Origin of the sequence: Variovorax sp. PAMC26660 (genome assembly GCF_014302995.1) — a bacterium.
Taxonomy (GTDB): Bacteria; Pseudomonadota; Gammaproteobacteria; order Burkholderiales; family Burkholderiaceae_C; genus Variovorax.
Genome location: NZ_CP060295.1, coordinates 6,186,401 through 6,208,178, shown reverse-complemented (window position 1 = coordinate 6,208,178; position 21,778 = coordinate 6,186,401). Strand labels below are relative to the sequence as shown.

Sequence of the window (21,778 nt, the reverse complement as noted above, 5' to 3'; positions counted from 1 at the left end):
CAGATCTCGTGCGGCAATGAGCGCGAACGCCTTTGATTCTGGCGCTATGGTGAACGCCAGCTGACCCGGTGGCCAGCCGCTGTTGCATCGTGACGGGCATCGTCCTCGGTGTGCAAATAGATGCTGGTCGTGCTGATGTTGGCGTGGCTCAGGTTGTCGCGAACCACTCTCAGGTCGGTCCTACCGCCCCGACCATGCGACAAACCACAGCCAGAGCCACCCCGCGACCGCCGACAACGTGAACATCAGCACGAGTGCCGTCGACGCGCGGCCGAGCCAGCGCGCACAGACGCTGATCTAGTCGTCGCTCCGGGTGCGGCACTCTTGCCAGACACCCAGCGGCAACATGTGCCATACCAGCCAGGACAGGCCCACCAGCAGCACTACGTCGTCCAGGTAGCTCGGCATCGGCAACACTTCTGGAGTCCAGTCCACGGGACTCGCGGCGTACACGAGAACGAACAGCCAGATGGCCTTTGCCACGCGCGGCGTTTCACGGTGCAAGCTGCTCAAACACAGCGACAGCAAGGTTCCTGCGCAACGGCGCGGCCACGCAGTGGGATTCATGGATGTTCTCTCCTTACCGAAGCCACAGCCACAAACCGACCCCAAATGCGATCCATACTGCGACAACGAAGGCGATACCCCATGGGCTGCGCGGCTTGCCTTCGCCACGGCGCATCCAGTCGTCCGGCTGCACGCGGCATTCGGCGAGCACGTCCTTGGGCATCAGCCGGATCGCCAGCCAGATCAGCCCGGGCAACAGGAGCGCATCGTCCACGTACCCCAACACCGGGATGAAGCCTGGGATCAGGTCGATCGGGCTGAGTGCATAGGCAACGACAAAGGCCGCCAGCGCCTTGGGCAGCCACGACGTGCCCGGATAGCGGCACGCCAACCACAGGGTCACGGCGTCGCGCTTGACGCGACGGGCCCACTGGCGGATGTTTTGCTGGATCGTCAACTGTGACTTCCTTGTGGATACGGACGGGATCGGCTTGTGTCGCTTGATTTTTATCGATACATTGATGATGTAACGACCGCTACATTATTAATGAATCAAGAAAAAAGACCCAGCTGGCTCCTATTGACCTACAAGGTGCCCGCTGAACCTTCCAAGTTCCGCGTGGCCATCTGGCGCCGCATCCGAAGCCTGGGCGCTGTCTACTTGCAGAACAGCATCTGCGTGCTGCCGACCACGACCGAGCATCAGCGCCAGTTCCGCATGGTCCAGGCCGACATCGACCGCGCCGGCGGCGAAGCGGTGATCTTTGAAACCATGGCGCTCGACGCGAAGCAGGAGGAGCGCGTCGTGACCTACTTCAAGCACGACCGCGATCAGGACTACGAGGAGTTCCTGGACAAGTGCGTCGACTACAAGAAAGAAATCGAGAAGGAGGTCATGGCCGATCACTACACCTTTGCGGAGGTGAAGGAGAACGACGAAGACCTCAAAAAACTCAAGAACTGGCTGGAGCGCATCAAGACGCTGGACTTCTATGGCGCGCCAGCCCGCGCGACGGCGGAGCAGCGTCTTGTCGAATGCGAAGAACTGCTCGAGGTCTACGCCAACGAGGTGTTCGAGCGTGAGCAAGGCGCGAAGGGCTCGCCGCTTGTGAAGCCAGCCGCGGCGAAGAAAACAGCCGCAAAGGCCGCCTCGAAACGTACCGGCAAGCGAAGCGGCAAACCATGAAAACCAGCGATACCTCCCTGCTCAAGATCCCCGCGGGCATCTGGGTGCTTGGGTTCGTCAGCATGCTGATGGACATCTCCTCGGAGATGATCCACAGCCTGCTGCCACTGTTCATGGTGTCGACCCTGGGGGCCAGCGCCCTGGCGGTTGGTTTGATTGAGGGGGCGGCCGAAGCCACGGCGCTGATCGTCAAGGTCTTCTCTGGAACGCTGAGCGACTACCTGGGCAAACGCAAGGGATTGGCAGCCTTCGGCTACGCCTTGGGTGCCCTGTCCAAACCGCTGTTCGCGCTGGCGCCAACGGTAGGCCTGGTCCTAGCGGCCCGATTGTTGGATCGTGTGGGCAAAGGGATTCGAGGTGCGCCGCGCGACGCATTGGTGGCTGACATCGCGCCGGCGCATCTGCGGGGCGCGGCCTTTGGGTTGCGCCAATCCATCGATACCGTGGGGGCCTTTCTCGGCCCGCTCCTGGCAGTAGCCTTGATGCTGCTCTGGGCGAACGACTTCCGGGCCGTGTTTTGGGTGGCGGTGATTCCGGGCGTGATGGCGGTCGCGCTGCTGGTCTTTGGCCTTCGGGAGCCAGAACGGCATTCGACGGAAAAACGGATCAACCCCATCCGCCGAGACAACCTGAAACGCCTCGGTGCCCCGTATTGGTGGGTGGTCGGCATTGGTGCGGTATTTACTCTGGCACGCTTCAGTGAGGCCTTTCTGGTGCTGCGCGCACAGCAGGGCGGCATTCCGATCGCATTCGTGCCGCTCGTGATGGTCGCGATGAACGTGGTCTACGCCTTGACGGCCTATCCGTTCGGCAAACTGTCTGACCGTGTCAGTCATACCGGACTGCTGGCGGGGGGTCTGATCGTGCTCGTTGTAGCGGACCTAGTGCTCGCCAGCAGCGCCCAGTGGTGGGTTGTTCTCTCGGGCGTCGCGCTGTGGGGCATTCACATGGGCATCACCCAAGGGCTGTTGGCCACCATGGTGGCGAATGCTTCGCCTGCCGATTTGCGTGGCACCGCCTATGGCTTCTTCAATCTGGTCAGTGGCCTGGCAATGCTCGTCGCCAGCGTGGTGGCGGGAGTGTTGTGGGACCAGGTGGGTGCGTCGGCAACGTTTTACGCGGGCGGGGCCTTTTGCTTGCTCGCGCTGGCAGGGCTGGCAAGGCAGCCCATGCCACAGACAGAGAGAAAAGTCGGGCGTGGTTCCTGAAAAGCACCCAGAGGTGCACCTACCCGGCTCGCCCCTCGGTCATTCGACAGTCAGGACTACGATCTCAAAGCATCTCAACAACACGTCACGCTTTTCAGCAGCATCGGAATCAGTCCGAGGATGGCGACCAACGCCGTCATCCGCATCGGCCTCAGCCTATGGGGAGCGGGACACACTGCAGAACGCAGACGCATTTAGAGCGGCTTCGACTTCCCAGTTGCTCAATCTTTGCGATTTTCACGCTCGCTCTCTTTTCGCCGCAGATCGGATTTCTTCAGCAGATCGTCCACAAGTGTGCGATTCGACGGGTCACCTTTGTCTGAAGATGGTCGCCGCGCCCATCGATGAAAGTGGGATGCCAGGCGGCGAAATGCCTGTGACAGTGCGCCAAGGAGCAATACGGTTGACTTCATTTTCATCCTTCTGAATAGGCAGATACCGAGCTCTCGCGTTCATTGCGATCGGACTTCGCAGGCAGAGATGCGCACGCCGCTGCCTGTGCGCGATTTCATGGCCCAGTGGCCAGCGCACGAGCGGACATCAGAACAGGCTACGGCGAGCGCCAACCAACCCGGTGCCCGGCCGCCGTCGCATCGTGACGGGCATCGTCCTCCGTGTGCAAATAGATGCTGGTCGTGCTGATGTTGGCGTGCCCCAGGTTGTCGCGAACCACTTTCAGGTCGACTTTTTCGCTCAGATGGCTTCCGGCAGTGTGCCGAATCCAGTGCGTCGACGCCTGCTCAAGGTGGGTCGCTGCAGCCTCGAAGTCGGAGCCCCGCAACCGCAGCGCGGCTGCGGCCGCGTGCATCACTCCCTTGACGAGCTCGTGAATGGCGCTTCGTGCCATCGGCTTGATCGGGGCGATCAGCGTCATCAACAGCGGTGTGCCTTCTCCCTCCTGTGGAAGCGGGCTCAAAGCATGTGCCTTTCGGTAGCGCATCAACTCGGTCACCAATTCTCCCGTGGCCGGCACCAGGCGGGTCTTGTTCCCTTTGCCGGTGATTTCGAGCCACCAGCGCTCGCGTCCGTCGGCGCCCCGACGGCCGAAGAACCCGCCCATGCGGGCGTTGCAGATCTCGGACACGCGCAGCCCGCCGACGTAGAGCAGTGAGAACAGCCATCGGCAGCGCGAAGCGTGCAGCCTTTCACGGTCGCTGCCCCGAGGCATGACTTCGATTGCAACCTTCACTGCGTTCCAGTGTTCCTCCGGCAGAAAGCGGCTCACACGTGGGGCCGCCTGTCGGCGCTTGCGCCGGCTCAGCGCCAACGGATTACCGGCCAGGTGTCCGGCTTCTACGAGCCACGAGAACATGGCGTTGAGGATCGACAGCGCCTGGCGCAGACTCGAGGGGCCCAGTGGGCCGGCAAAGGGCCGCCAACGAGGCGAGTTGCGCGCCGGCTTCTGGCCCGGCGCCATGACCCAGCGCTCGGCCGGCTGCGGATCGCCGAGGAAGCGCTGGTAGAGCAGCAGATCCTCGTGTGTGAGGTCTGAGAGCGCTGCGCCGCGCTGCAGGACGCACCACAGCAGAAGGCGTTCGGCTTCCTTGCGATAGCTGGCGAGCGTGGCGGGCGAGTCGGCGTAGCGGGCCAGCCAGGCCAGAACGGCCGAACGGTCGTCAACCGCGGCCAGCTGCGATCGCGAACCGACGCGATTGCGGCCGCGGCTGCCATCGAGGTGGGCCGGCACCATCATCTGATCCAGGCTGACGAGGGCATTCATTCAGAGCTACGCGCAAAAGGAGAACATCGCCAAGTCTATGGACATTAGATTACTAATGTCCATAGACTGAGCGTTAATTCAATAAATTCAACGTATTACGTTGTATTATTTATTCATGAACACTGAAATCGAACTCCAGAGCGACATCGAGGCCCTCCGGGGGCGATTTACGGAAACGAAAGACCTCTATCGCGAGGTTTGCGCGTTGCTGTTCTTCCGCTATGGCATCACTCCCACGGCCAGCAAGCTGTACCAGTTTGTGCGCAAAGGCTCGATGAACGCGCCGGCGGAGGCGCTGGCCAGGTTCTGGGAAGACCTGCGCAGCAAGGCGCGTGTCGAAATCGACCATCCGGATCTGCCGCCCGAACTCAAGACGAGTGCAGCGGCAGCCATCGCCGATCTATGGCGGCAGGCCACGGCCGCCGCGCGCCACGAACTCGCCGCGCTGCGCCTCGAGGACCAGGCCGCGGTCGAGCAAGCCCAGGGCGAGGAAACTCGGGCTCGCCAAGCGGCAACTGAGGCGCTGGCCAGCGCCGATACCCTGCGTCAGCAGCTGAGCGCGGCCCAGGAATCGCTCCAGCAACGGCAAACGGACCTGGAGGCAGAACGGCGTGCCCATGCCGGCGCCGTGGCCCGGCTGCAGGAGTTGCAGCGCCACCTCGAGGAGGCGCGCAATCAGCAGGAGCGGGTTCGAGCGGATTTCAGCGCCGAGTTGGCCAAGGCACGAGAGGCCGTGGACGTCGCGAACGGCCGCTCGGATGCCGCCGAGCGACGCACGCTGCTCGAGATCGACCAAGAGCGTCAGGCCCGGATCAAGGTCGACAAGCAGCTCGAGGCGCTGCGCGGCCAATTGGCGCAGACCGAGGGCCGTCATCGCGAGGGCATGCTGGCTCAGGCCGACGCGATCGCACGGCTGCAGGTCAAAGCCGATGCAGCCGAAGCTTCGCAACGGGAACTCACCACCAGCCACCGAAGCCTTGCCATCGAGCTTCAGGCCGCGCGGGAACAGCTTGCCGCAAGCCAGCAGGAAGCGTTGCAATATCGAGCTGAAGCGCAAACGCTACGCGCCCTGCTGGATCGGTTGTCGCCAGCGCACCCAGCACCGCAACAGGAAGTTCCGGCTTTGAAGGCTTCGAAGAGCAGCGCTCGCAAGGCCCGATGACGCCCTGGCCTTCACCATGAAAAAACCGCCCTCGGGCGGTTTTTTCTTCCCAAGCAGAAGCCAAGCGAATGACGCCACAAGGGAGGAGTGGTGGGCGCAATCATAAGCGTTTCAAACCCCAGAAACCTTGAGCTCCAGAAAGGTGAATGGGGCAGGCAGAGAGCATCACGAATCCGCAGCTCCGGCCGCCTTGCGCAGGGCACGCAGTTCCAGCCGCGCAGACTCGCGGATCTCATCCCGGTCCAGCTCGACAGCCGTGTCATCGACCCAGGTTTCCCAGAGGCTTTCGAGCCAGGCCTGCCGGGTGCTGAACCCTTCGACAGCATAGTCGAGCCAACTGGCGTACCCGGCGGGCGGTGGTAATGGCTTTTGAATGGTGAAAAGGAATTCTCCTTGGTGACTCGGAACAAGGCTGAGATCATCCGGCACGACAACGATGACAGGCAAGTGGAATTTGCGCATGCCGTGATCGCTGAATCAACCGACAAAGGAATATCAACGCGATGATCGGCTGGTGGATAGTTGTGGCGGCTCAGACCCCTGAGGAACGTGATCAGGCAATCGACACCAAACTGGCGCTGCTGGCGAATTGGGAGGTTGGGCCACGCGGAATCGATTGGCTGCACCGACTCGTCAAAGCAGGCAAGGCCAGCCAATTGGCTTTCAGTGGCTACCCGAACCGCTTTACTGCGCAGGCGTGCGATGTCCTGCCGCTGCTTGCCGGCGGTCCGCCGGCACACCAAGGCCCCGCCATCATCGGCGACGACTACGTCATGCCGGCGAACTGGAAGGGCAACCTGATCTTTCACCAGGACAAAATCGCGGCCTGCCCATCCGACCAGCTACTGACCATCGACGCTTGGGATCTGTCCTGAGGCCTCTCGCAAGCCCATGAAATGACGCCCAAGTGCAGCGTTCTTGACCAGCACATTTCACTCCCCGACCTCATCATGGCCGACCAAGCGCGATGCAACAGTGTCGTGACGTGGTGGAGTAATGAATTCGGAGAATCACGATCCATTGTTCTCAGCCGGGCGCAGCGACATGGTTGAATTTGAGGAGTTGGAGGCGCGGTTCGCTCTGGTGCCCCATCAACTCCTCTTCCATTTGACTTTTGATGGATGCCGAAGCCGACTTCATCGTGCCCTCAAGGCGCAGGCCCGCCTTTCGGGCCAAGGCAATCGGGATCGCGCTGTGCACTGCCTGCGAACCGCCAAGCCGCGACCCGCTCGTTGAATGCCACCAGCGGGACATCCGTGATCCACGGATTGGCGATCGATGCGTTGGACGGCCCGATCAGCCAGGTCGTGCGGGGCTGGCAGAGCGCTTTGGCCAGTTGGGCACGCCCGACCAACGTGTGCGCGGCGCGCGCCGGATCGAAGCGCGCCGCATCGGTGATTTCCTTGCGCCAATCGTCGTGGGCGTTGATGTTCGCAGCCTGCCAGTCGCTTGCGATGCGCACCGGCTGGCGAAATCGCCAATAGAACGGAATCTCATAGAAGTAGCTGTCGAGCATCAGCACCTGATCGCCAGGCGCCACGTGCAAGCTGGCAGGCAGCCGAAGCCGGGCTCCGGGCGGCGTGGCCATTGCCGCGATGGCGCCGACGAGCACGATGCACAGGCCGGCAGCGACCGCAGCGGTTGCGTGCACACGGCTGCGCAGTTGCCCGTCGGGCCTTCCCGCGGACATGCGCCGCGCGATCAGGTAGGCCATCGGCGCGAGCGCGGGCAGCACGTAGCCGATGAGCTTGGAACGCGGCAGCGAGAAGAACACCACCACCACGGCGAACCAGATGATCATGAGCCAATCGATGTCGGACAGGCGCCGTTGTGCCGGTCCCGGCGCAATGAGCTTCGGCCTCGGCACCAGCATCCAGGCGAACCATGGCATTGTGAGCACGGCGAGCACCGGAAGGTAGAACCACACGGCTTGCTGGTTGTTGAAACCCGATGAAGCGAAACGTCTGAAGTGCTGGGTGATGACGAAGTAGTCGAAGAAGTCCGGAAACTTCAACTGCATCGCCACGAACCACGGCCCGGCGACCGCCAGCAGCACCACCCAGCCCGGCAGCCACAAGGCAAGGCGCAGCGCCGCCGGCCGGCGCGTGGTCAGGCACCAGAGCACCAGCACCAGACCGGGCAGCAGCAGCCCGATCAGCCCCTTGGCCAGCAGGCCCATTGCCGCAGCAAGGAACGCCCCGGCCAGCAGCGTGCGCCAAGGTTCGTCGCGTTCGCGCGCGAGGATCGCCCCGGTCCCCAGCAGAACCGTGGCCGCGATGCAGCCCGCCACCAGCATGTCGAGGTTGGCGAACTGCGCGCCCAGAAAGAAGAACGGCGTGGTCACCAGCACCAGCGTGCTCAGTTGCGCCAGCGCCGGCGTGGACCAGCGTCGCAGGAACAGCAGCAGTGCACCGACCGCGAGGCCCGCGCCCAGGATCGACGGCACCCTTGCCACGCCTTCGTGCGGTCCCGCAACCGCCATCGCGGCCGCACTGATCCAGTAGAACAGCGGCGGCTTGTGGAAGAACGGCAGGCCGTCCAGGCGCGGCACCAGCCAGTCGCCCGAGTGCAGCATCGACAGCGCTACACCCACGTAGCGCCCCTCGTCGGGTGCCGTCAGCGGCCGTATCCACGCCGTCAGTGCGAGCCACGCCACGCAGATCACGACCAGCCAGGCCGCGCGCAGCGGTGGCCACGCCGAAGTCGAGGGTCGACGGGCTGCATCGGGCGTTGCCAGGTCGCCGTTGGCGAGCCAGGGAGGTGTTGGGTGCTCCGTCGTGTTCATGACGGCCTCCAGTTGGAGGGGCCGGCCCGCTTGCGGCGGGTTCGCGTTTGCCGACGAATTGCAGTGCCATCCGAATGCCTCCATTGGACAGCCGCCAGTACGCCGGCCAGGAACAGACCGAGCAGGAGCCCTGCGGCGATGTCCAGCGGAAAGTGCACACCGACGTAGACACGCGACCACGCGGTAAGGGTTGCCAGGACAACAAGCACCCATCCAACGCGGCGCAGTTCACCCCGCATCAGGAACGCAGCCGCAACGAAGAACATGACCGTGGCATGGGTGCTTGGCAGAGACCCGCTTGCGTCATGACTGATGTAGCCCGGTTCCAGGCCCAGGACGAACGGCCGCTGGAAGTTCAAGGCCGACGCCAGAGCGTGCGACAACAGCGACGCGGCGACTGCGCCTGCGATCACGACGAACAGATGGGTCCGCTCGGATGGCTTCTTCCATCCCGCCCAGAGCAGGACCGTTGCGCTGACGGGACCGCCCCAGAGGGCCATCACGCGCCCGGCAAGAAGTACCCATGAATCTGGATCTTCCCCTGCAGCGATCCAATGCAGCAGCGCAACGTTGAGTGTGTTCACGATGTGCCCCGCCTCTTGGCTTTGCTTGCCTGTCCAGGCATGCGGCCGATGAAACGGGCGTGCGCGTACGGGGTGCTCGCCGAGCACCATGAAATCGAAGTCATATCAACCTTTCGGCCAGGAACAAGAAGGCCGGCCGCGCGAGCGCGCAACCGGGGGTGACGTCAGGCGACGTCGCTTGTCAGGCCGTCAAGGGAGGTGCAGTGGGTGGCGGTTGAGTCCGCCAAAGCGCAGTCGGAGGGGGAGCCCCTCCGGGGTATGGCACGAGCTCGCACATGGCGCGCTGTGCGGGTAGAAAGAGCCGCATCAGAACCACCACCAGGGGCAGCACCAGGAGCACGAGAGCCATCATCGTTTCGATGCCGTGCTGGAATGCAATCGGCGTGTCGACATGTGCGCCGGCCGGAACGTACAGCGTCGTCTCCAGCTCCTTCTTGTGGTCCGCCCGGTCGTCGGGCGAGAACAACGCCATGGCTTCCACATTGCGCACACGAAACCCTGGCTCGTCTTCCCATCCGTCCTGTCGGAAGTGGATGAACAGGAACGGTTGCAGCATCGATAGCACCACGCCAGCAAAGCACCACCACAGGTAATATGTTGCAGAAAGACGACGAAGATGGGCGATGCTCACGCAAAAATTCTATCTTTTCCTTGCTGTGCTTGGCTGACCATGCCATTCAGCTTTGGCCTGCAGTTGAAAAAATACGGCCGACTCGAAAACATGGAGAGCCGATCACGCGAGCTATGGCGAGGGGCCGGTTCCGCGTGTCCAACATGAGCAGTCGTTCTTTTCTTAATGACCTAAAACTGGCCTTATCCAGGCTTGACCTCGAATCACGGCAGACCCGGTCGTCTTAGAAAAGGAAAGTAAAGCACGCTTAGCCTTGCCCGCCATTTCCGGCGGCGACGGCACGGCTCAGTACGAGCTAAGTCTGCCTACGTAGCTTCTCCCTGTGCAAATCCCTGCACTTTTCTGGAGAGACATCATGTCCCGCTACACCAAACTTTCCCTGCTGGCTATTGCCATCGCTGCAACCGGCGCGGTCGCTTATGCCGCCAAGGGCGGGATGGAAAACGACGCCCTGGCGATTACCAAGGCCAAGATTCCGCTCACCCAGGCTGTCACCGTTGCCGAGCAGCATGCCAATGGCAAGGCATCGCGCGCCGAGTACGAAAACTCGAAGCAAGGCTGGGTCTACGACGTGGAAGTCGTCAGCGGGGCCAAGGTCTTCGATGTCCGGGTCGATGCCGACAAGGGCGCCGTCATCTCGTCTGCCGAGGACAAGGCGGATCACGATGACGACCACGACAAGCAAGACTGACCGCCTGCCAGTGTGGCCGGATCGCGCGTGACGCTGTGATCCGGCCCGGAGACTTCATGGAACACCTCAACCAAACATTCTTCCTGTGGCTCAACGCACCCGAACACCCGAACGCTCTGGTGGTGACGCTGGCCACCTTCTTTGCGGAATGGTTCATCTGGGCCGTCCCGATCCTGATCGGCATCGGCTGGCTGCGCGGCAACGAAAACACTCGCAAAGCGCTCCTCGTCGCTACCGCGTCCGGCCTGCTCGGGCTGCTGACCAATCAGATTATCGGCCTAGCTTGGTCGCATCCCCGGCCTTTCATGATCGGACTGGGTCATACGCTCATTCCCCATGTTGCCGACTCGTCATTCCCCAGCGATCACCTGACGCTGTGGTGGTCGGTTGCCTTCAGCTTTCTGCTACAGCGAACAGTACTAAAGGCTGGTGTCGCTTTGGCTCTGTTTGGCCTCCCCATCGCCTGGTCACGCATTTACCTGGGGGTTCACTTTCCGCTGGACATGCTTGGTGCCATCGCGGTCGCGGCGCTCAGTGCCGTGCTGACGTTGCACGAAGCACGGTGGTATCTGGGGCCGATCTACCGGCTGGCGACCCGTATCCATCGCCTGTTGTTCGGCAGGCTGATCGCGCTGGGATGGGTGCACGAGTGAGCCTATGGATGGGCTAAGTCTGCTTGGTCAGACTGACGTCAATCCCTTTCACCTCGGCAGGAGAACACCATGAACAATTTGCCCACGGTCAGAGCAAGCGACTGGCTCAACAAAGTCCCTGAAGTCACGCTGTCGTTCTGGATCATCAAGATCATGTCCACGACGGTGGGCGAGACGGGGGCTGACTTCCTGGCGGTCAACGCGGGTTTTGGCCAAGGCTTGACGCGCACCGTCATGGGTGTGTTGCTCGCAGTCGCCTTGTTCACGCAACTGCGTACCCGCCGCTATACCCCTTGGATTTACTGGCTAACGGTCGTGTTGGTCAGCGTGGTCGGTACCCAGATCACCGATCTGTTGACCGACGGCCTGGGCGTCAGCTTGTACATCAGCACATCTGCGTTCGCCGTGGCGCTCGCCGCGATCTTCTTTGTCTGGTATCAGGTTGAACGCACCTTGTCTATCCACGACATTGTGACGCGCAGCAGGGAGCTGTTCTATTGGTCAGCCATCCTCTGCACGTTTGCGCTGGGCACTGCTGCCGGCGATCTGGCGACCGAGGCACTGGGCTTGGGCTTTACCTGGGGCGCAGTCGCCTTCGGCGCGCTGATCGGCATTACCTATGCCGCCTGGCGTATGGGTGGGAACGCCGTGCTGACCTTCTGGATCGGCTACATCCTGACCCGCCCCTTCGGCGCTGCCCTCGGCGACCTGTTGACGCAAGCCAAGACTTACGGTGGCCTCGGAATGGGGGCCATGTGGACCAGCGCGCTGTTTCTCTCGGTCATCGTCATGCTGGTAGCCGTTGCTCAGATAGGCATGAACGCAGGCCGCTCCGCCCAATCCGCCGAGTAACCCTCTTCCCAATTTCCAAGGAGAAATCATGCCCAATCAGCACTCTATCGGCCGCCTTATCGCCGCCGCGTCGGCGGTGGCGCTCGTGGCTCTGTCCACTGGCTGCTCCAAGCCTGCCGACCAAGGCGGCACGAGCACCGCCCCCGCACCGTCTGCCAACGCCAGCACGGTATCGCAAGGCAAGGCTGTCTCCAAGCTGGGCGACCTGACCGCATTTCGCAGCATCGCTACTGACGTGGCCACCATCGTAGACAAGGGAGATCTGCCCGCCGCCAAGACCCGCATCAAGGATTTGGAGGTGGCCTGGGATTCGGCCGAGGCCGGACTGAAACCGCGTGCTGCCGACGACTGGCACGTTCTCGACAAAGCCATCGACCAGGCGTTGTCGGCGTTGCGTGCCGATACGCCAAACCAAACTGACTGCAAGGCTGCGATGGGTGCTTTGCTGAAAACCTTCGACACGCTCGAAGGCAAAGCCTGATCCGTGGGAGTGTCCAATGAGAACATCCACTGAACACGCCTTGGCCAAGGTGCCCGAAGTCACGCTGGCTTTCTGGCTCATCAAGATTGCCGCCACGACGCTTGGCGAAACAGGCGGCGATGCCGTCTCGATGTCCATGAACCTGGGCTATCTGGTCGGCACCGGCATCTTCGCGGTGATCTTCCTGGCTGCCGTCGTCGCGCAGGTCAAGGCCAAGGACTTCCACCCCTTTCTGTACTGGACAACCATCATCGCCACCACCACGGTCGGCACGACGTTGGCCGACTTTGCGGATCGTTCGCTCGGAATCGGGTACGCTGGCGGTTCGAGCTTGCTGCTGGCCTTGTTGCTCGGCTCGCTCTTCGTCTGGCATCGCACCCTCGGCTCCGTGTCGGTGAGTACCGTCAGTTCGCCCAAGGCGGAAGCCTTCTACTGGCTGACGATCATGTTCTCCCAGACGCTGGGTACGGCGTTAGGTGACTGGATGGCGGACACAGCGGGCCTGGGCTACACCGGCGCGGCCGTTGTGTTCAGCGGGCTGCTCGCCCTGGTGGTGGCGGCCTACTACTGGACGGGCGTGTCCCGCACACTGCTGTTTTGGGCGGCGTTCATCCTGACCCGCCCGCTGGGTGCCGTGGTCGGCGACTTTCTGGACAAGCCGCTGAGCGCGGGCGGTCTGGCGCTGAGTCGCTATTCGGCGTCGGCCGCGCTGCTGGCCTTCATGCTGACCGCGATCCTGCTGTTCAGGCAAAGGGCAGCCCGAACTGCGCATTGAAAATACGGTCAGCCCAGCCAATATGGAGGAAACAATGTCATGAGAAAAAGTCCTGATCAGTATGACAAATTAAGCAAAGCCTTTCATTGGATTACGGCGACGATTGTTGTTACAGCATTCGTGTTAGGGCCTGGCGACTTCGGGCGAATAGTTGATGGTGGAGTCGATCCAGCCACACGAAATGACATCGTTTGGCATGAATCTTTGGGTGTCGCCGTATTTGTGCTCACATTCTTGCGCTTGATTTGGGTTGCAGTACGTCCTGGTGCTCCACGACATCAGATGCCTACCTGGATGCTTGGCCTTTCCCGATTGGTGCATTTTGCGCTGTGGGCATTACTTCTTTCGCTGCCGATTTCTGCGCTGCTGGCTCTGGGAAGTGAATCTCATCCTTTGACGTTATTAGGGGGAATGCGAATTAACGTGTTCCCCTTTGTTAGGAATTCTTATTTTTCCAACCTTGCAGATTGGGGCGAGATTCACAAACTGCTTGGTGATGTCATCATATGGTTGGCAGGCATTCATGCACTAGCTGCCATATATCACCACATCAGACTAAAAGATAAAGTTCTTGTCTCGATGCTGCCGTAATGTGGGCGTAATAATTCCAAGAGGAGAGGGAATGCGGGTATTGCTGGTCGAAGACGATCCCATGATCGGTGAGGCGATCCACGGCGCATTGAAGGATGCGTCTTATGCCACCGACTGGGTGAAGGAAGGGCAGACCGCCCTCACGACACTGGGTTGCCAGCACTATGACCTGGTTCTGCTCGACCTGGGCCTGCCAGGCAAGGATGGACTGGAGGTGCTGTCTAGCATCCGCGCCAAGGACAACCCGGTTCCTCTACTCATCATCACGGCGCGTGATGGCCTGGATGATCGTCTGCGCGGCCTGGACGGCGGAGCCGACGACTACGTGTCCAAGCCCTTTCAGATGGCAGAACTTCTGGCTCGGATGCGCGCCGTTCTGCGGCGCAAAGGCGGCACGGCTACGCCAGTGCTCACCAATGGCGTGGTGTCGCTCGATCCGGCCACAAAAGAAGCCAGCGTTAACGGTGGCTACCCGGTGCAACTGTCCAACCGGGAGTTATCGCTGCTGCAAGCTTTGCTGATTCGGCCGGGAGCCATCCTTTCGCGCAGCGAACTGGAAGATCGCATCTACGGCTGGGGGGAAGAGGTTGAAAGCAATGCGGTCGAATATTTGATCCATGCACTGCGGCGCAAGCTCGGCAGCGAAATCATCAAGAACGTCAGGGGGGTCGGATGGATGGTCTCAAAAGGCGCTTGAACGAATCAGTTCAGCTCAAGTTGTCCTTCACCCTGTCGCTGGCAATCCTCGTGGTGGCCATCGTGGCAGGCGCATTCTCGTTCCTGTCCGCTTTCGACGAGGCCCACGAGCTACAGGACGACGTACTGCGCCAGGTCGCGCAGCTCATGGATCATCAGCGCCTGTCGCCGACCACGCCGACCACCGATACCCGTCTCAAGGATGCCGATGAAGAGTCGCGCGTGATCGTCCAGCGCTTGGGCGAGGCCAATCCCTCTGCGTCAAGTGTGGATACAGGCGGAACACTCCCGCTCCCGACAACCCTGGCCGATGGGCTGCATACGCTAGAAGTTAGCGGCGAGGCCTTCCGCGTGCTGGTCATGACCACAACTGCCGGCGAACGCATCGCCGTGGCGCAGGAATCCGGCTTTCGCAATGAAATTGCCCGTGATGGGGCGCTACGTACAGTGATGCCTCTCCTGATTCTCGCGCCAGTTTTGCTGCTGATCGTCGCCGACTTGGTACGCAAGATGTTCCGGCCAATTGCTGCGCTATCAAAGGAAATCGACCTGCGTGGCAATCAGGAATTGCACCCCGTCGAAGACCGTCACCTTCCGCTCGAAGTGCGCGCGTTCGCCGTGGCGATCAACCGCCTGCTCTCACGTGTCGGCGAGTCGATGGAATCGCAACGTCGCTTTGTGGCGGACGCCGCGCACGAGCTACGCTCGCCGCTGACCGCGCTTTCGCTGCAAGCGGAACGACTGGCAGAAGCGGAAATGTCCGGCCTGGCACGCGAACGGCTGACAGTGCTGCGCCAAGGCATCGAGCGTGGCCGGAGCCTGTTGGATCAACTTCTGACCTTGGCCAAGGCGCAGTCGGCCACCGACTTGCCGCAGTCGCCGGTATCTGTCCAGGGCATCTATCGCCGCGTGCTGGAAGACCTCATGCCGTCAGCCGAAGCCAAGCACATCGACATCGGTGTCGAAGGCACGCAAGACGCCAAAGTGTGGGCGAGCGAATTGGACATGATCGCTGTGGTCAAGAACCTGGTCGATAACGCGATTCGCTACACGCCAGAGGGAGGGCGGGTCGATCTTTCGGTGGATGTGTCGGACGGGAAAGTCGAACTGCGCATCCAGGACAACGGGCCAGGCATCCCATTGGCCGAACGGGACCGCGTTTTTGATCCTTTCTACCGCACGCTGGGCAGCGAGCAGATTGGCTCGGGCCTGGGGCTGTCTATCGTGCAGACGACTGCCAATCGCATCGGTGCGCAAATTGATCTCGATTTCTCAGATCAAGCGAAGCAAACCGGCTTGAGCGTCACCGTCCTCTTTCCGGTCCTCACATCGCCTCCAGCGACCTAATTGCGTCCAGCTAGGCTACGCACCAACGCAACGTCAGGGGAGAGGGCACAATTTCCCGACGCTAACGGCGATTTGATCCTGTCGTACACGTTCAGCGAAACCGACCTATTGGTCAAAGTCAGCGTGCGCGGCTCGACTTATGCACTCGACGGCCTACTGTACTGCGAGTCCGACTTGCAGCTCGAAAAGCACTACACCGATACTGCGGGCTTCACCGATCATGTCTTTGCGCTCACACGCTTGGCCGCCTACCCAGAGGTCGGCGACCATGACGCCTAGGGGGCCTGCGATGCAGGGACTCGGCAATTGACCTGCACGTGCCGCCGAAACTGCAAATCCCAAGCCGAGCTCAAGCGCTTACTTTGAACCAACCAGCGGATGAACAGCAAGCGCATTTAGCGGAATGCGAAGGTAGGCGACCCCGTTATCGTCCGGGGGCGGAAGCTGCCCGCCGCGCACGTTCACCTGAATCGACGGAAGGATGAGCGTCGGAACATCCAGGGTGGCGTCACGAGCCGTCCGCATGGCGACGAAAGCGTCCTCGCTGACGCCGTCGTGTACGTGGACGTTATGGGCGCGCTGCTCCGCGACAGTGGTCTGCCAGCGTGGCGATCGAGATGCGGGCGGATAGTCGTGGCAGACATACATCGCAGTCTCGGGTGGCAGGTCCAGCAGTCGGTGCATCGAAGCGAACAGCTGGCGCGCATCGCCGCCGGGAAAATCCGCACGTGCGCTGCCAACGTCGGGCATGAAGAGCGTATCGCCGACAAAGACGCAGCCGTCCACTAGGTAAGCCATGTCTGCTGGAGTGTGGCCCGGCACCAGCAACGCAGTGGCCTCTACCTCGCCAATCTTGAAAGTCTCTCCGTCCCCGAAGAGGTGGTCGAACTGGGTGCCGTCCGGCAGGAAGCTGCGCTCGAGGTTGTAGAGCTTCTTGAAGGTCGCCTGAACGGCGCGGATGTTCTCGCCGATGGCGATCTGGCCGCCGACCTGCCCTTGGACGTAGCGCGCCCCGGACAGGTGATCGGCGTGCGCATGGGTTTCCAGAATCCAGTCGACCTGCAGGCCCTTGTCCCGCACATAGGCCAGCAGTCGATCAGCCGAAGCCGTGCCCGTGTGCCCCGACTTGAAGTCGTAGTCCAGAACAGGGTCGATAACAGCAGCGCGCTGCATTGCATGGTCCCAGACGACGTAAGAAACCGTCCAGGTACCGGGATCGAAGAAGCCTTGGGTCGTCGTGCGGGTCGCCATGAGGTGTTCCGTGAGTGCGATGTTCAATCGATTGACTAATATTATATATTTCAACATAATATGTCAAACAAAACTATTTCATCCTTTCCATGAAGCCTTCGCCCCTCGTCATCGATCCCGAAGCCCTGCGCGGCGCTGCCGGCAAGGCGGTCGGCGCCCTCAAGGTGCTCGCCAACGAAGATCGTTTGCTCTTGCTGTGCCAACTCTCGCAAGGCGAGATGTGCGTGAGCGACCTCGAGCAGGCGCTGGGCATTCACCAGCCGACCCTTTCGCAGCAACTCGGTGTGCTGCGCAACGAGGGGGTGGTCCAGACGCGTCGCGAGGGCAAGAGCATCTTCTACAGCGTGGCCGACCCGTCGACGCTCGAAATACTCGAGCTTCTCTACCGTCTCTACTGTCCAAAGGAAGAATGATGTCCATCGACTGGAACCACTTCACGCCACTCGCCGCACTGGCCGGTGGCGTGCTCATCGGCATCGCGGCGGCGATGTTTGCATTGCTCAATGGCCGCATCGCCGGAATCAGTGGCGTGCTTGGTGGCCTGCTCAGGTCGGTCAAAGGCGATCGCGCCTGGCGCATTGCCTTCGTCCTGGGTCTGATCGGCGCGCCCGCAGTCTACTTGCTGGTGACGGTGCTGCCCAAGCCACAGATTGATGCCGGTTATGGCGCGCTGATCTTGGCCGGGTTGCTCGTGGGCATTGGTACGCGCTACGGCTCCGGTTGCACCAGTGGCCACGGCGTCTGCGGCCTCTCCCGCATGTCGCTTCGCTCGCTCGTCGCCACTGCCGCATTCATGGGCGCTGGCTTCGTCACAGTGTTCGTCACGCGTCATCTACTCGGTATCTGAGGAGACTTTCATGATTGTTTTCGCCTCGCTTCTCGCCGGCCTGGTCTTTGGCCTCGGCCTCATCTTGTCCGGCATGGCCAACCCGGCCAAGGTGCTCGGCTTCTTGGATCTCGCCGGGAACTGGGACCCCTCCCTGGCCTTCGTCATGGCGGGTGCCATCGCTGTGGGCGCGCTCGCCTTCGCGCTGGCCAGCCGCCGCGCCGTGTCCTTCCTGGGCGCCGAGATGCGACTGCCTTCAGCGCGCCACATTGACCGCCGCCTGGTCCTCGGCAGCGTACTCTTCGGCATTGGTTGGGGCGTCGCCGGCTTCTGCCCAGGCCCGGCCCTCGTGTCCCTCGGAATGGGCGGGGTCAAGGCGCTCGTCTTCGTGGCCGCGATGCTGGTGGGTATGGGCGTTTTCGAGGTTTTCGAACGCCGCAAGCGCGCGCTCGCGCCTCATCCTGTCTGATGTCGGCCGATGACGAACATGGCGATCTGGCTTGCTGTGCTGGCCACCGTGGCCATCCTAGCGTCCTATGAAAACCAGGAGTGCTGGGCCTATGGTCCCGGATGAAGTGTCTGGCACGCTGCGGACGGTCGCTGGTATACCCTGAACTCAAACCGCTGTGAAATGCACCGAAACCGAGATCACCCCTTGAGGGCCATGACGTACGACCAGGCCAGACGTGCCAGCACCGCGAGGGTTCACGGTCACAATGAGTCGGAGCCGCCCGGGTTTTCCAAGACATAGAGGGCCGACGTACGGGAGCTATCGCAGGGGGCGATTCCGCGTGCCGGGTGCCCGCATAAGCCAGTCCTTCTTAATGACCTAAACGCTTATGAGCTAAAACTGGCCGTATCCTGGCTTGACCTCATGTGAGCACGGTGTGGCGCCTCAAGAATCACAGCACGCTCTGCAAGCCGATTCCGTCGAAGAAATTTCTGGCACTGCCCCGGCCCTCACGCTCCAACTGCTGTTCCAGGAGAGCCTGTTGAGAGAGTTCATCGCAACGATCCCCGTGCGCATTGGCCATCCTCCTGTCTCTCCAGACGGCTGAATTCTGGGTCGACGGTCCACTCGTCGACCTGACTAATTCACGCGTCCCAGTGTGTGACATTTCGTGCAATTCTTCACATTTGGATGCAAAAGAACAGGCGCCTTTTCGCGAAACCTCTCATTCGGCGAAGTCGGCGCGCATCATCCGCTCCCTCCCGTGCTCCGGGTCCAGGCAGCGGCAACCTGCCGACACCCAAGTGGCACTCAACCAGCAAAAAGATTGGCTCGCAAGAGCCGTCGATCAGCTCCGAGAGGGTATTTGTCATGAAAAGAATCCATCTCTCCGTACGGAGAGAATTTCTTGGCACTTGGGTGACCGTTGCGGAAAAGATCCGTGCGCGAGACAGGCGCGGCACCTCGCGCGCGACGATCGCGGCCGCCGCCACGTTCCTTGGCGCGGCCAACATGGCATGGGCCGGCCTGAGCGTCAACGACGGATCGCTTTGCCTGGCGCAGAGCGGGCCTCCCCAGACCTGGACCTGCCAGGTCCCCAACCGCACGGGTGGCTTCGCCATCATCCAGGGCCTGCCCGATGACGGGTCGGGTGCGTCGCCGAACTGGCCCGCCGTTGCGACCGCGGCTGCGACCCAGCTCGGAGCCGGTGCGCTGCTGATCGGCAACACGGCCACCGTTGCGACTGCTCCAGGAAGCATCGCCGTGGGCAACGGCGCCAAGGCAACCGCGGCCAACGCCCTCGCCCTCGGCAACAACGCAGTGGCCACGGCCGCCAACGGCGTAGCGCTGGGTGCGAATTCGACGGCCGACCGCGTGGGCATGGCAGGCCAGAAAGAGTTGTTCTCGAACACGGTGGTGAACTCGACGCAGGGCGCTGTGTCGGTGGGCAGCGCAGGCAACGAACGCCAGATCACCAACGTCGCGGGCGGCACGCAGGCCACCGACGCGGTGAACGTGCGCCAACTGCAGGCCGTCCAGCAAAGCGCGGTTCGCTACGACACCAACGTCGACGGCTCCATCAACCACAACAGCGTGACGATGGGCAATGGCGGCTCCACCGGGCCGGTGGCGGTGCACAACGTGGCACCGGGCGTCGCCCCCACCGACGCAGTGAACGTGCAGCAATTGCAGAGCAGTGCAGCAAGCACCACGGCATACACGGATGCCAGGGTCAACCAGCTGGGCCAGTCGATCGACGACATCGGCAAGAAGGCGTACGCCGGGGTCGCCGCGGCCCTGGCGATGGAAAGCGCGCCCTACATTCCGGGCAAGGTGACCTATGCAGCGGGAATGGGGCACTACGAGCGGCAAACCGCGGTGGGAGTCTCCCTGCGCAAGACCGCCGACAGCGGCCGCTGGAGCGTGACCGGTGGCGCATCCGCGACCGGGCGCGGAACCCTCGCCTTGCGTGTCGGCATCGGTGGCGTCTGGGACTGAGCATTGCCAGCGTCACTCTGATCATTTCCGATCAACCAGCTTCACGACCGAACTCATCAATCTCCGCAAGGCTTTCGCGACGTCGCTGTGAGCCAGTGGCCCCAAAGAAAAAGGCCCCGCAGGGCTTTTCTGGCATCCATTGCTGGATAGCCTGGCGAGCTTCTGTTACCCCTGCGCCGCAGGACCCCTAAAGGCAGCACGTCCGTATTGCACTCGCTCTCGAAACGTCTTGCCGGCATTTTACGGGTGAACGATGGAGGTCAATCGTCTCAGCCACGGCATTCCATTCTCACGACGCATCGCCGTCCCCTCCAACGCACGGCGCACGGAGTTGGACGCTCGGCCAAAGCAGCCCTGGCCTTGTCGATTAGCAACGGCCTTTCTTAGCCTGTCCCGGAGGGCAATGATGGCCGCCGGGACGGTCGCCGTCGCCGTCGTGGTCGTCGTAACGGTCATGCTCACGTCTTTCCCGGCGTTCTGCGCGGCGCCAGTTGCCCTCCCTCCAACGCCAGCCACCATCGTCGCGCACCCATTCACCCGGCGCATAGGCGTAGTTCGGCCGTGCAGCAACAAAATACCCGGGATGCCACGCGTAGGCGCGCTCGTTCCATTGCCAATAACCCGGCACCCAGACCTGACCAGGCCTGGGGCGTGGCAGACTTTCGTAGCGAGGGGCCGGCGGGGGCAGTTGCACGATGCCAGGCACGTTGATGTTGACGGATACCTGTGCCAGAACGGGCAAGGCCGATGCAGCCAACGTGGCGGCCAGCAGAATGTTGGTGATCCTCATGAGAGTCCCGTGGTTGTTGTGTGTGAACCCTAACAACGCAGCGGAACAGAAAATGAAGACGGGCTAATCCGTGCAACTGCGACTTCCGCCACAAATCAAGCTGCAGAAGGGCCCATGTACCTGGATCGGATGCGGGTCGCCAGCACCTGCGCGATACGCGTTGGCCCGGCGCCAAATTGGTGGGCCACGCATGGTGGCTGTACGCGGCTGTCGCGCTACCGGGCCCCCCACAACCGGCAGCCAGTCGGTTTTGTTCGAAGCCCTTTGTCGCGTCCAGTCACTGCAATTGAGCTCCGGCTGGTGCGGTGCTTTGCATGTTCGCCAGGGTCGTAGCGGCCTGCTGTTGGCGTTTGCCGGTCACGAAGAATCGCTTAGCGCCGTTTTCACTGGCAAAGTAGTTAGCGCATGTGCGCCGCACGCCGGTGCCATCGCTCAGGTAGTACATGATGCCGCCCAGCATCGGCGAATAGGATTTCGTCGTGCTCACACGCACGAGGTAGGTCATGTACTCGGTCACCGTGCTTTCATTGCCGTTTGCGTCGACTACGTGAAAGCAGCCGGTCACGATGGTCACCCTCTCATAAGTTGCCACT

The 21,778-nt window shown here is 61.9% G+C and carries 27 protein-coding genes and 2 pseudogenes; 17 read left to right on the top strand and 12 right to left on the bottom strand.

Annotation, left to right across the window (positions count from 1 at the left end; all coding sequences use genetic code 11):
* Positions 1-44: 44 nt before the first annotated feature.
* From H7F35_RS35185 to H7F35_RS29165, 3 genes and pseudogenes are all read right to left on the bottom strand, one after another.
* Positions 45-182: pseudogene (locus H7F35_RS35185) on the bottom strand (integrase); the annotation flags it as partial.
* A gap of 115 nt (positions 183-297) precedes the next feature.
* Positions 298-567, bottom strand: coding sequence for a YkvA family protein (locus tag H7F35_RS29170; protein WP_187109988.1), 270 nt, complete (start codon positions 565-567; stop codon positions 298-300).
* A 13-nt stretch (positions 568-580) separates the two neighbouring features.
* Positions 581-964: a YkvA family protein gene (locus H7F35_RS29165; RefSeq protein WP_187109987.1), complete on the bottom strand. Its 384-nt coding sequence runs from the start codon at positions 962-964 to the stop codon at positions 581-583.
* A gap of 36 nt (positions 965-1,000) precedes the next feature.
* On the opposite strand from H7F35_RS29165, the gene H7F35_RS29160 reads away from it, so the two are divergent.
* Complete coding sequence (locus H7F35_RS29160; RefSeq protein ID WP_222621982.1) at positions 1,001-1,693, top strand: Chromate resistance protein ChrB; 693 nt, start codon at positions 1,001-1,003, stop codon at positions 1,691-1,693.
* Positions 1,690-2,901 carry an MFS transporter gene (locus H7F35_RS29155; RefSeq protein WP_187109986.1) on the top strand — a complete coding sequence of 404 codons (1,212 nt, stop codon included), beginning with the start codon at positions 1,690-1,692 and terminating at the stop codon, positions 2,899-2,901. Before H7F35_RS29160 ends, H7F35_RS29155 begins: the two co-directional genes overlap by 4 nt.
* 221 nt (positions 2,902-3,122) lie before the next feature.
* On the opposite strand, the gene H7F35_RS29150 is transcribed toward H7F35_RS29155, so the two are convergent.
* Positions 3,123-3,314, bottom strand: coding sequence for a hypothetical protein (locus tag H7F35_RS29150; RefSeq protein WP_187109985.1), 192 nt, complete (start codon positions 3,312-3,314; stop codon positions 3,123-3,125).
* 137 nt (positions 3,315-3,451) lie between these two features.
* A complete protein-coding gene (locus tag H7F35_RS29145) occupies positions 3,452-4,621 on the bottom strand; it encodes a tyrosine-type recombinase/integrase (protein ID WP_187109984.1) in 1,170 nt (389 codons plus the stop codon).
* Between the two features lie 115 nt (positions 4,622-4,736).
* Between H7F35_RS29145 and H7F35_RS29140 the strand changes: the two genes are divergently transcribed.
* Positions 4,737-5,783 (top strand): DNA-binding protein, encoded by a 1,047-nt coding sequence (locus H7F35_RS29140; protein WP_187109983.1) that lies wholly within the window; start codon positions 4,737-4,739, stop codon positions 5,781-5,783.
* 165 nt (positions 5,784-5,948) lie between these two features.
* On the opposite strand, the gene H7F35_RS29135 is transcribed toward H7F35_RS29140, so the two are convergent.
* Positions 5,949-6,245, bottom strand: coding sequence for a hypothetical protein (locus H7F35_RS29135; protein ID WP_187109982.1), 297 nt, complete (start codon positions 6,243-6,245; stop codon positions 5,949-5,951).
* 41 nt (positions 6,246-6,286) lie between these two features.
* On the opposite strand from H7F35_RS29135, the gene H7F35_RS29130 reads away from it, so the two are divergent.
* The gene (locus H7F35_RS29130; RefSeq protein ID WP_187109981.1) at positions 6,287-6,658 is read left to right on the top strand and encodes a hypothetical protein; all 372 of its coding nucleotides are present in this window, start codon (positions 6,287-6,289) and stop codon (positions 6,656-6,658) included.
* Positions 6,659-6,930: 272 nt separating this feature from the next.
* Here H7F35_RS29130 and H7F35_RS29125 read toward each other — a convergent pair whose 3' ends face one another.
* The 3 genes from H7F35_RS29125 to H7F35_RS29115 form a co-directional block, all read right to left on the bottom strand.
* Positions 6,931-8,568: an ArnT family glycosyltransferase gene (locus H7F35_RS29125; RefSeq protein WP_187109980.1), complete on the bottom strand. Its 1,638-nt coding sequence runs from the start codon at positions 8,566-8,568 to the stop codon at positions 6,931-6,933.
* On the bottom strand, positions 8,565-9,152 hold the full coding sequence (locus H7F35_RS29120) for a phosphatase PAP2 family protein (RefSeq protein ID WP_187109979.1): 588 nt from the start codon (positions 9,150-9,152) through the stop codon (positions 8,565-8,567). The genes H7F35_RS29125 and H7F35_RS29120 overlap by 4 nt, the downstream gene beginning before the upstream one ends.
* Positions 9,153-9,333: 181 nt before the next feature.
* On the bottom strand, positions 9,334-9,783 hold the full coding sequence (locus H7F35_RS29115) for a hypothetical protein (RefSeq protein WP_187109978.1): 450 nt from the start codon (positions 9,781-9,783) through the stop codon (positions 9,334-9,336).
* Between the two features lie 355 nt (positions 9,784-10,138).
* Here H7F35_RS29115 and H7F35_RS29110 point away from each other — a divergent pair, with 355 nt between their 5' ends.
* The 9 genes and pseudogenes from H7F35_RS29110 to H7F35_RS34645 form a co-directional block, all read left to right on the top strand.
* On the top strand, positions 10,139-10,474 hold the full coding sequence (locus H7F35_RS29110; RefSeq protein WP_187109977.1) for a PepSY domain-containing protein: 336 nt from the start codon (positions 10,139-10,141) through the stop codon (positions 10,472-10,474).
* Between the two features lie 56 nt (positions 10,475-10,530).
* Positions 10,531-11,127: an undecaprenyl-diphosphatase gene (locus H7F35_RS29105; RefSeq protein ID WP_187109976.1), complete on the top strand. Its 597-nt coding sequence runs from the start codon at positions 10,531-10,533 to the stop codon at positions 11,125-11,127.
* Between the two features lie 69 nt (positions 11,128-11,196).
* Entirely contained in the window at positions 11,197-11,979 is a 783-nt protein-coding gene (locus H7F35_RS29100) for a hypothetical protein (protein ID WP_187109975.1), read from the top strand.
* Positions 11,980-12,007: 28 nt separating this feature from the next.
* The gene (locus H7F35_RS29095) at positions 12,008-12,460 is read left to right on the top strand and encodes a hypothetical protein (protein WP_187109974.1); all 453 of its coding nucleotides are present in this window, start codon (positions 12,008-12,010) and stop codon (positions 12,458-12,460) included.
* 16 nt (positions 12,461-12,476) lie between these two features.
* Positions 12,477-13,235, top strand: a complete 759-nt coding sequence (locus tag H7F35_RS29090) for a hypothetical protein (protein ID WP_187109973.1) — start codon at positions 12,477-12,479, stop codon at positions 13,233-13,235.
* A gap of 39 nt (positions 13,236-13,274) precedes the next feature.
* Positions 13,275-13,826, top strand: a complete 552-nt coding sequence (locus H7F35_RS29085; protein WP_187109972.1) for a cytochrome b — start codon at positions 13,275-13,277, stop codon at positions 13,824-13,826.
* 31 nt (positions 13,827-13,857) lie between these two features.
* The gene (locus H7F35_RS29080; RefSeq protein WP_187109971.1) at positions 13,858-14,523 is read left to right on the top strand and encodes a response regulator transcription factor; all 666 of its coding nucleotides are present in this window, start codon (positions 13,858-13,860) and stop codon (positions 14,521-14,523) included.
* Positions 14,499-15,869: a sensor histidine kinase gene (locus H7F35_RS29075; RefSeq protein ID WP_187109970.1), complete on the top strand. Its 1,371-nt coding sequence runs from the start codon at positions 14,499-14,501 to the stop codon at positions 15,867-15,869. The genes H7F35_RS29080 and H7F35_RS29075 overlap by 25 nt, the downstream gene beginning before the upstream one ends.
* 108 nt (positions 15,870-15,977) lie before the next feature.
* Positions 15,978-16,121 (top strand): annotated as a pseudogene (locus H7F35_RS34645) (Tn3 family transposase); the annotation flags it as partial.
* Positions 16,122-16,226: 105 nt separating this feature from the next.
* Here the strand turns inward: H7F35_RS34645 and H7F35_RS29065 are convergent.
* The gene (locus tag H7F35_RS29065; RefSeq protein ID WP_187109969.1) at positions 16,227-17,120 is read right to left on the bottom strand and encodes an MBL fold metallo-hydrolase; all 894 of its coding nucleotides are present in this window, start codon (positions 17,118-17,120) and stop codon (positions 16,227-16,229) included.
* Positions 17,121-17,209: 89 nt separating this feature from the next.
* On the opposite strand from H7F35_RS29065, the gene H7F35_RS29060 reads away from it, so the two are divergent.
* From H7F35_RS29060 to H7F35_RS29045, 4 genes are all read left to right on the top strand, one after another.
* Entirely contained in the window at positions 17,210-17,533 is a 324-nt protein-coding gene (locus tag H7F35_RS29060; RefSeq protein WP_187109968.1) for an ArsR/SmtB family transcription factor, read from the top strand.
* Entirely contained in the window at positions 17,533-17,967 is a 435-nt protein-coding gene (locus H7F35_RS29055) for a YeeE/YedE family protein (protein WP_187109967.1), read from the top strand. The genes H7F35_RS29060 and H7F35_RS29055 overlap by 1 nt, the downstream gene beginning before the upstream one ends.
* A 10-nt stretch (positions 17,968-17,977) precedes the next feature.
* A complete protein-coding gene (locus H7F35_RS29050; RefSeq protein WP_187109966.1) occupies positions 17,978-18,415 on the top strand; it encodes a YeeE/YedE family protein in 438 nt (145 codons plus the stop codon).
* Positions 18,416-19,315: 900 nt separating this feature from the next.
* Positions 19,316-20,395 (top strand): YadA-like family protein, encoded by a 1,080-nt coding sequence (locus tag H7F35_RS29045; RefSeq protein WP_187109965.1) that lies wholly within the window; start codon positions 19,316-19,318, stop codon positions 20,393-20,395.
* Positions 20,396-20,762: 367 nt separating this feature from the next.
* Here H7F35_RS29045 and H7F35_RS29040 read toward each other — a convergent pair whose 3' ends face one another.
* Together H7F35_RS29040 and H7F35_RS29035 are read right to left on the bottom strand one after the other, a co-directional pair.
* The gene (locus H7F35_RS29040) at positions 20,763-21,185 is read right to left on the bottom strand and encodes a YXWGXW repeat-containing protein (RefSeq protein ID WP_187109964.1); all 423 of its coding nucleotides are present in this window, start codon (positions 21,183-21,185) and stop codon (positions 20,763-20,765) included.
* Positions 21,186-21,462: 277 nt separating this feature from the next.
* Complete coding sequence (locus tag H7F35_RS29035; RefSeq protein ID WP_187109963.1) at positions 21,463-21,759, bottom strand: hypothetical protein; 297 nt, start codon at positions 21,757-21,759, stop codon at positions 21,463-21,465.
* Positions 21,760-21,778 lie beyond the last annotated feature (19 nt).

Bases quoted from the DNA above. Each gene is read 5' to 3' on its own strand.
- H7F35_RS29050 (WP_187109966.1), top strand. From the start codon at position 17,978: ATGATTGTTTTCGCCTCGCTTCTCGCCGGCCTGGTCTTTGGCCTCGGC.
- H7F35_RS29040 (WP_187109964.1), bottom strand. From the start codon at position 21,185: ATGAGGATCACCAACATTCTGCTGGCCGCCACGTTGGCTGCATCGGCC.
- H7F35_RS29130 (WP_187109981.1), top strand. From the start codon at position 6,287: ATGATCGGCTGGTGGATAGTTGTGGCGGCTCAGACCCCTGAGGAACGT.
- H7F35_RS29170 (WP_187109988.1), bottom strand. From the start codon at position 567: ATGAATCCCACTGCGTGGCCGCGCCGTTGCGCAGGAACCTTGCTGTCG.
- H7F35_RS29055 (WP_187109967.1), top strand. From the start codon at position 17,533: ATGTCCATCGACTGGAACCACTTCACGCCACTCGCCGCACTGGCCGGT.
- H7F35_RS29080 (WP_187109971.1), top strand. From the start codon at position 13,858: ATGCGGGTATTGCTGGTCGAAGACGATCCCATGATCGGTGAGGCGATC.
- H7F35_RS29090 (WP_187109973.1), top strand. From the start codon at position 12,477: ATGAGAACATCCACTGAACACGCCTTGGCCAAGGTGCCCGAAGTCACG.
- H7F35_RS29085 (WP_187109972.1), top strand. From the start codon at position 13,275: ATGAGAAAAAGTCCTGATCAGTATGACAAATTAAGCAAAGCCTTTCAT.
- H7F35_RS29110 (WP_187109977.1), top strand. From the start codon at position 10,139: ATGTCCCGCTACACCAAACTTTCCCTGCTGGCTATTGCCATCGCTGCA.
- H7F35_RS29100 (WP_187109975.1), top strand. From the start codon at position 11,197: ATGAACAATTTGCCCACGGTCAGAGCAAGCGACTGGCTCAACAAAGTC.
- H7F35_RS29060 (WP_187109968.1), top strand. From the start codon at position 17,210: ATGAAGCCTTCGCCCCTCGTCATCGATCCCGAAGCCCTGCGCGGCGCT.
- H7F35_RS29095 (WP_187109974.1), top strand. From the start codon at position 12,008: ATGCCCAATCAGCACTCTATCGGCCGCCTTATCGCCGCCGCGTCGGCG.
- H7F35_RS29140 (WP_187109983.1), top strand. From the start codon at position 4,737: ATGAACACTGAAATCGAACTCCAGAGCGACATCGAGGCCCTCCGGGGG.
- H7F35_RS29105 (WP_187109976.1), top strand. From the start codon at position 10,531: ATGGAACACCTCAACCAAACATTCTTCCTGTGGCTCAACGCACCCGAA.
- H7F35_RS29075 (WP_187109970.1), top strand. From the start codon at position 14,499: ATGGATGGTCTCAAAAGGCGCTTGAACGAATCAGTTCAGCTCAAGTTG.
- H7F35_RS29065 (WP_187109969.1), bottom strand. From the start codon at position 17,120: ATGGCGACCCGCACGACGACCCAAGGCTTCTTCGATCCCGGTACCTGG.
- H7F35_RS29145 (WP_187109984.1), bottom strand. From the start codon at position 4,621: ATGAATGCCCTCGTCAGCCTGGATCAGATGATGGTGCCGGCCCACCTC.
- H7F35_RS29155 (WP_187109986.1), top strand. From the start codon at position 1,690: ATGAAAACCAGCGATACCTCCCTGCTCAAGATCCCCGCGGGCATCTGG.
- H7F35_RS29135 (WP_187109982.1), bottom strand. From the start codon at position 6,245: ATGCGCAAATTCCACTTGCCTGTCATCGTTGTCGTGCCGGATGATCTC.
- H7F35_RS29125 (WP_187109980.1), bottom strand. From the start codon at position 8,568: ATGAACACGACGGAGCACCCAACACCTCCCTGGCTCGCCAACGGCGAC.
- H7F35_RS29150 (WP_187109985.1), bottom strand. From the start codon at position 3,314: ATGAAGTCAACCGTATTGCTCCTTGGCGCACTGTCACAGGCATTTCGC.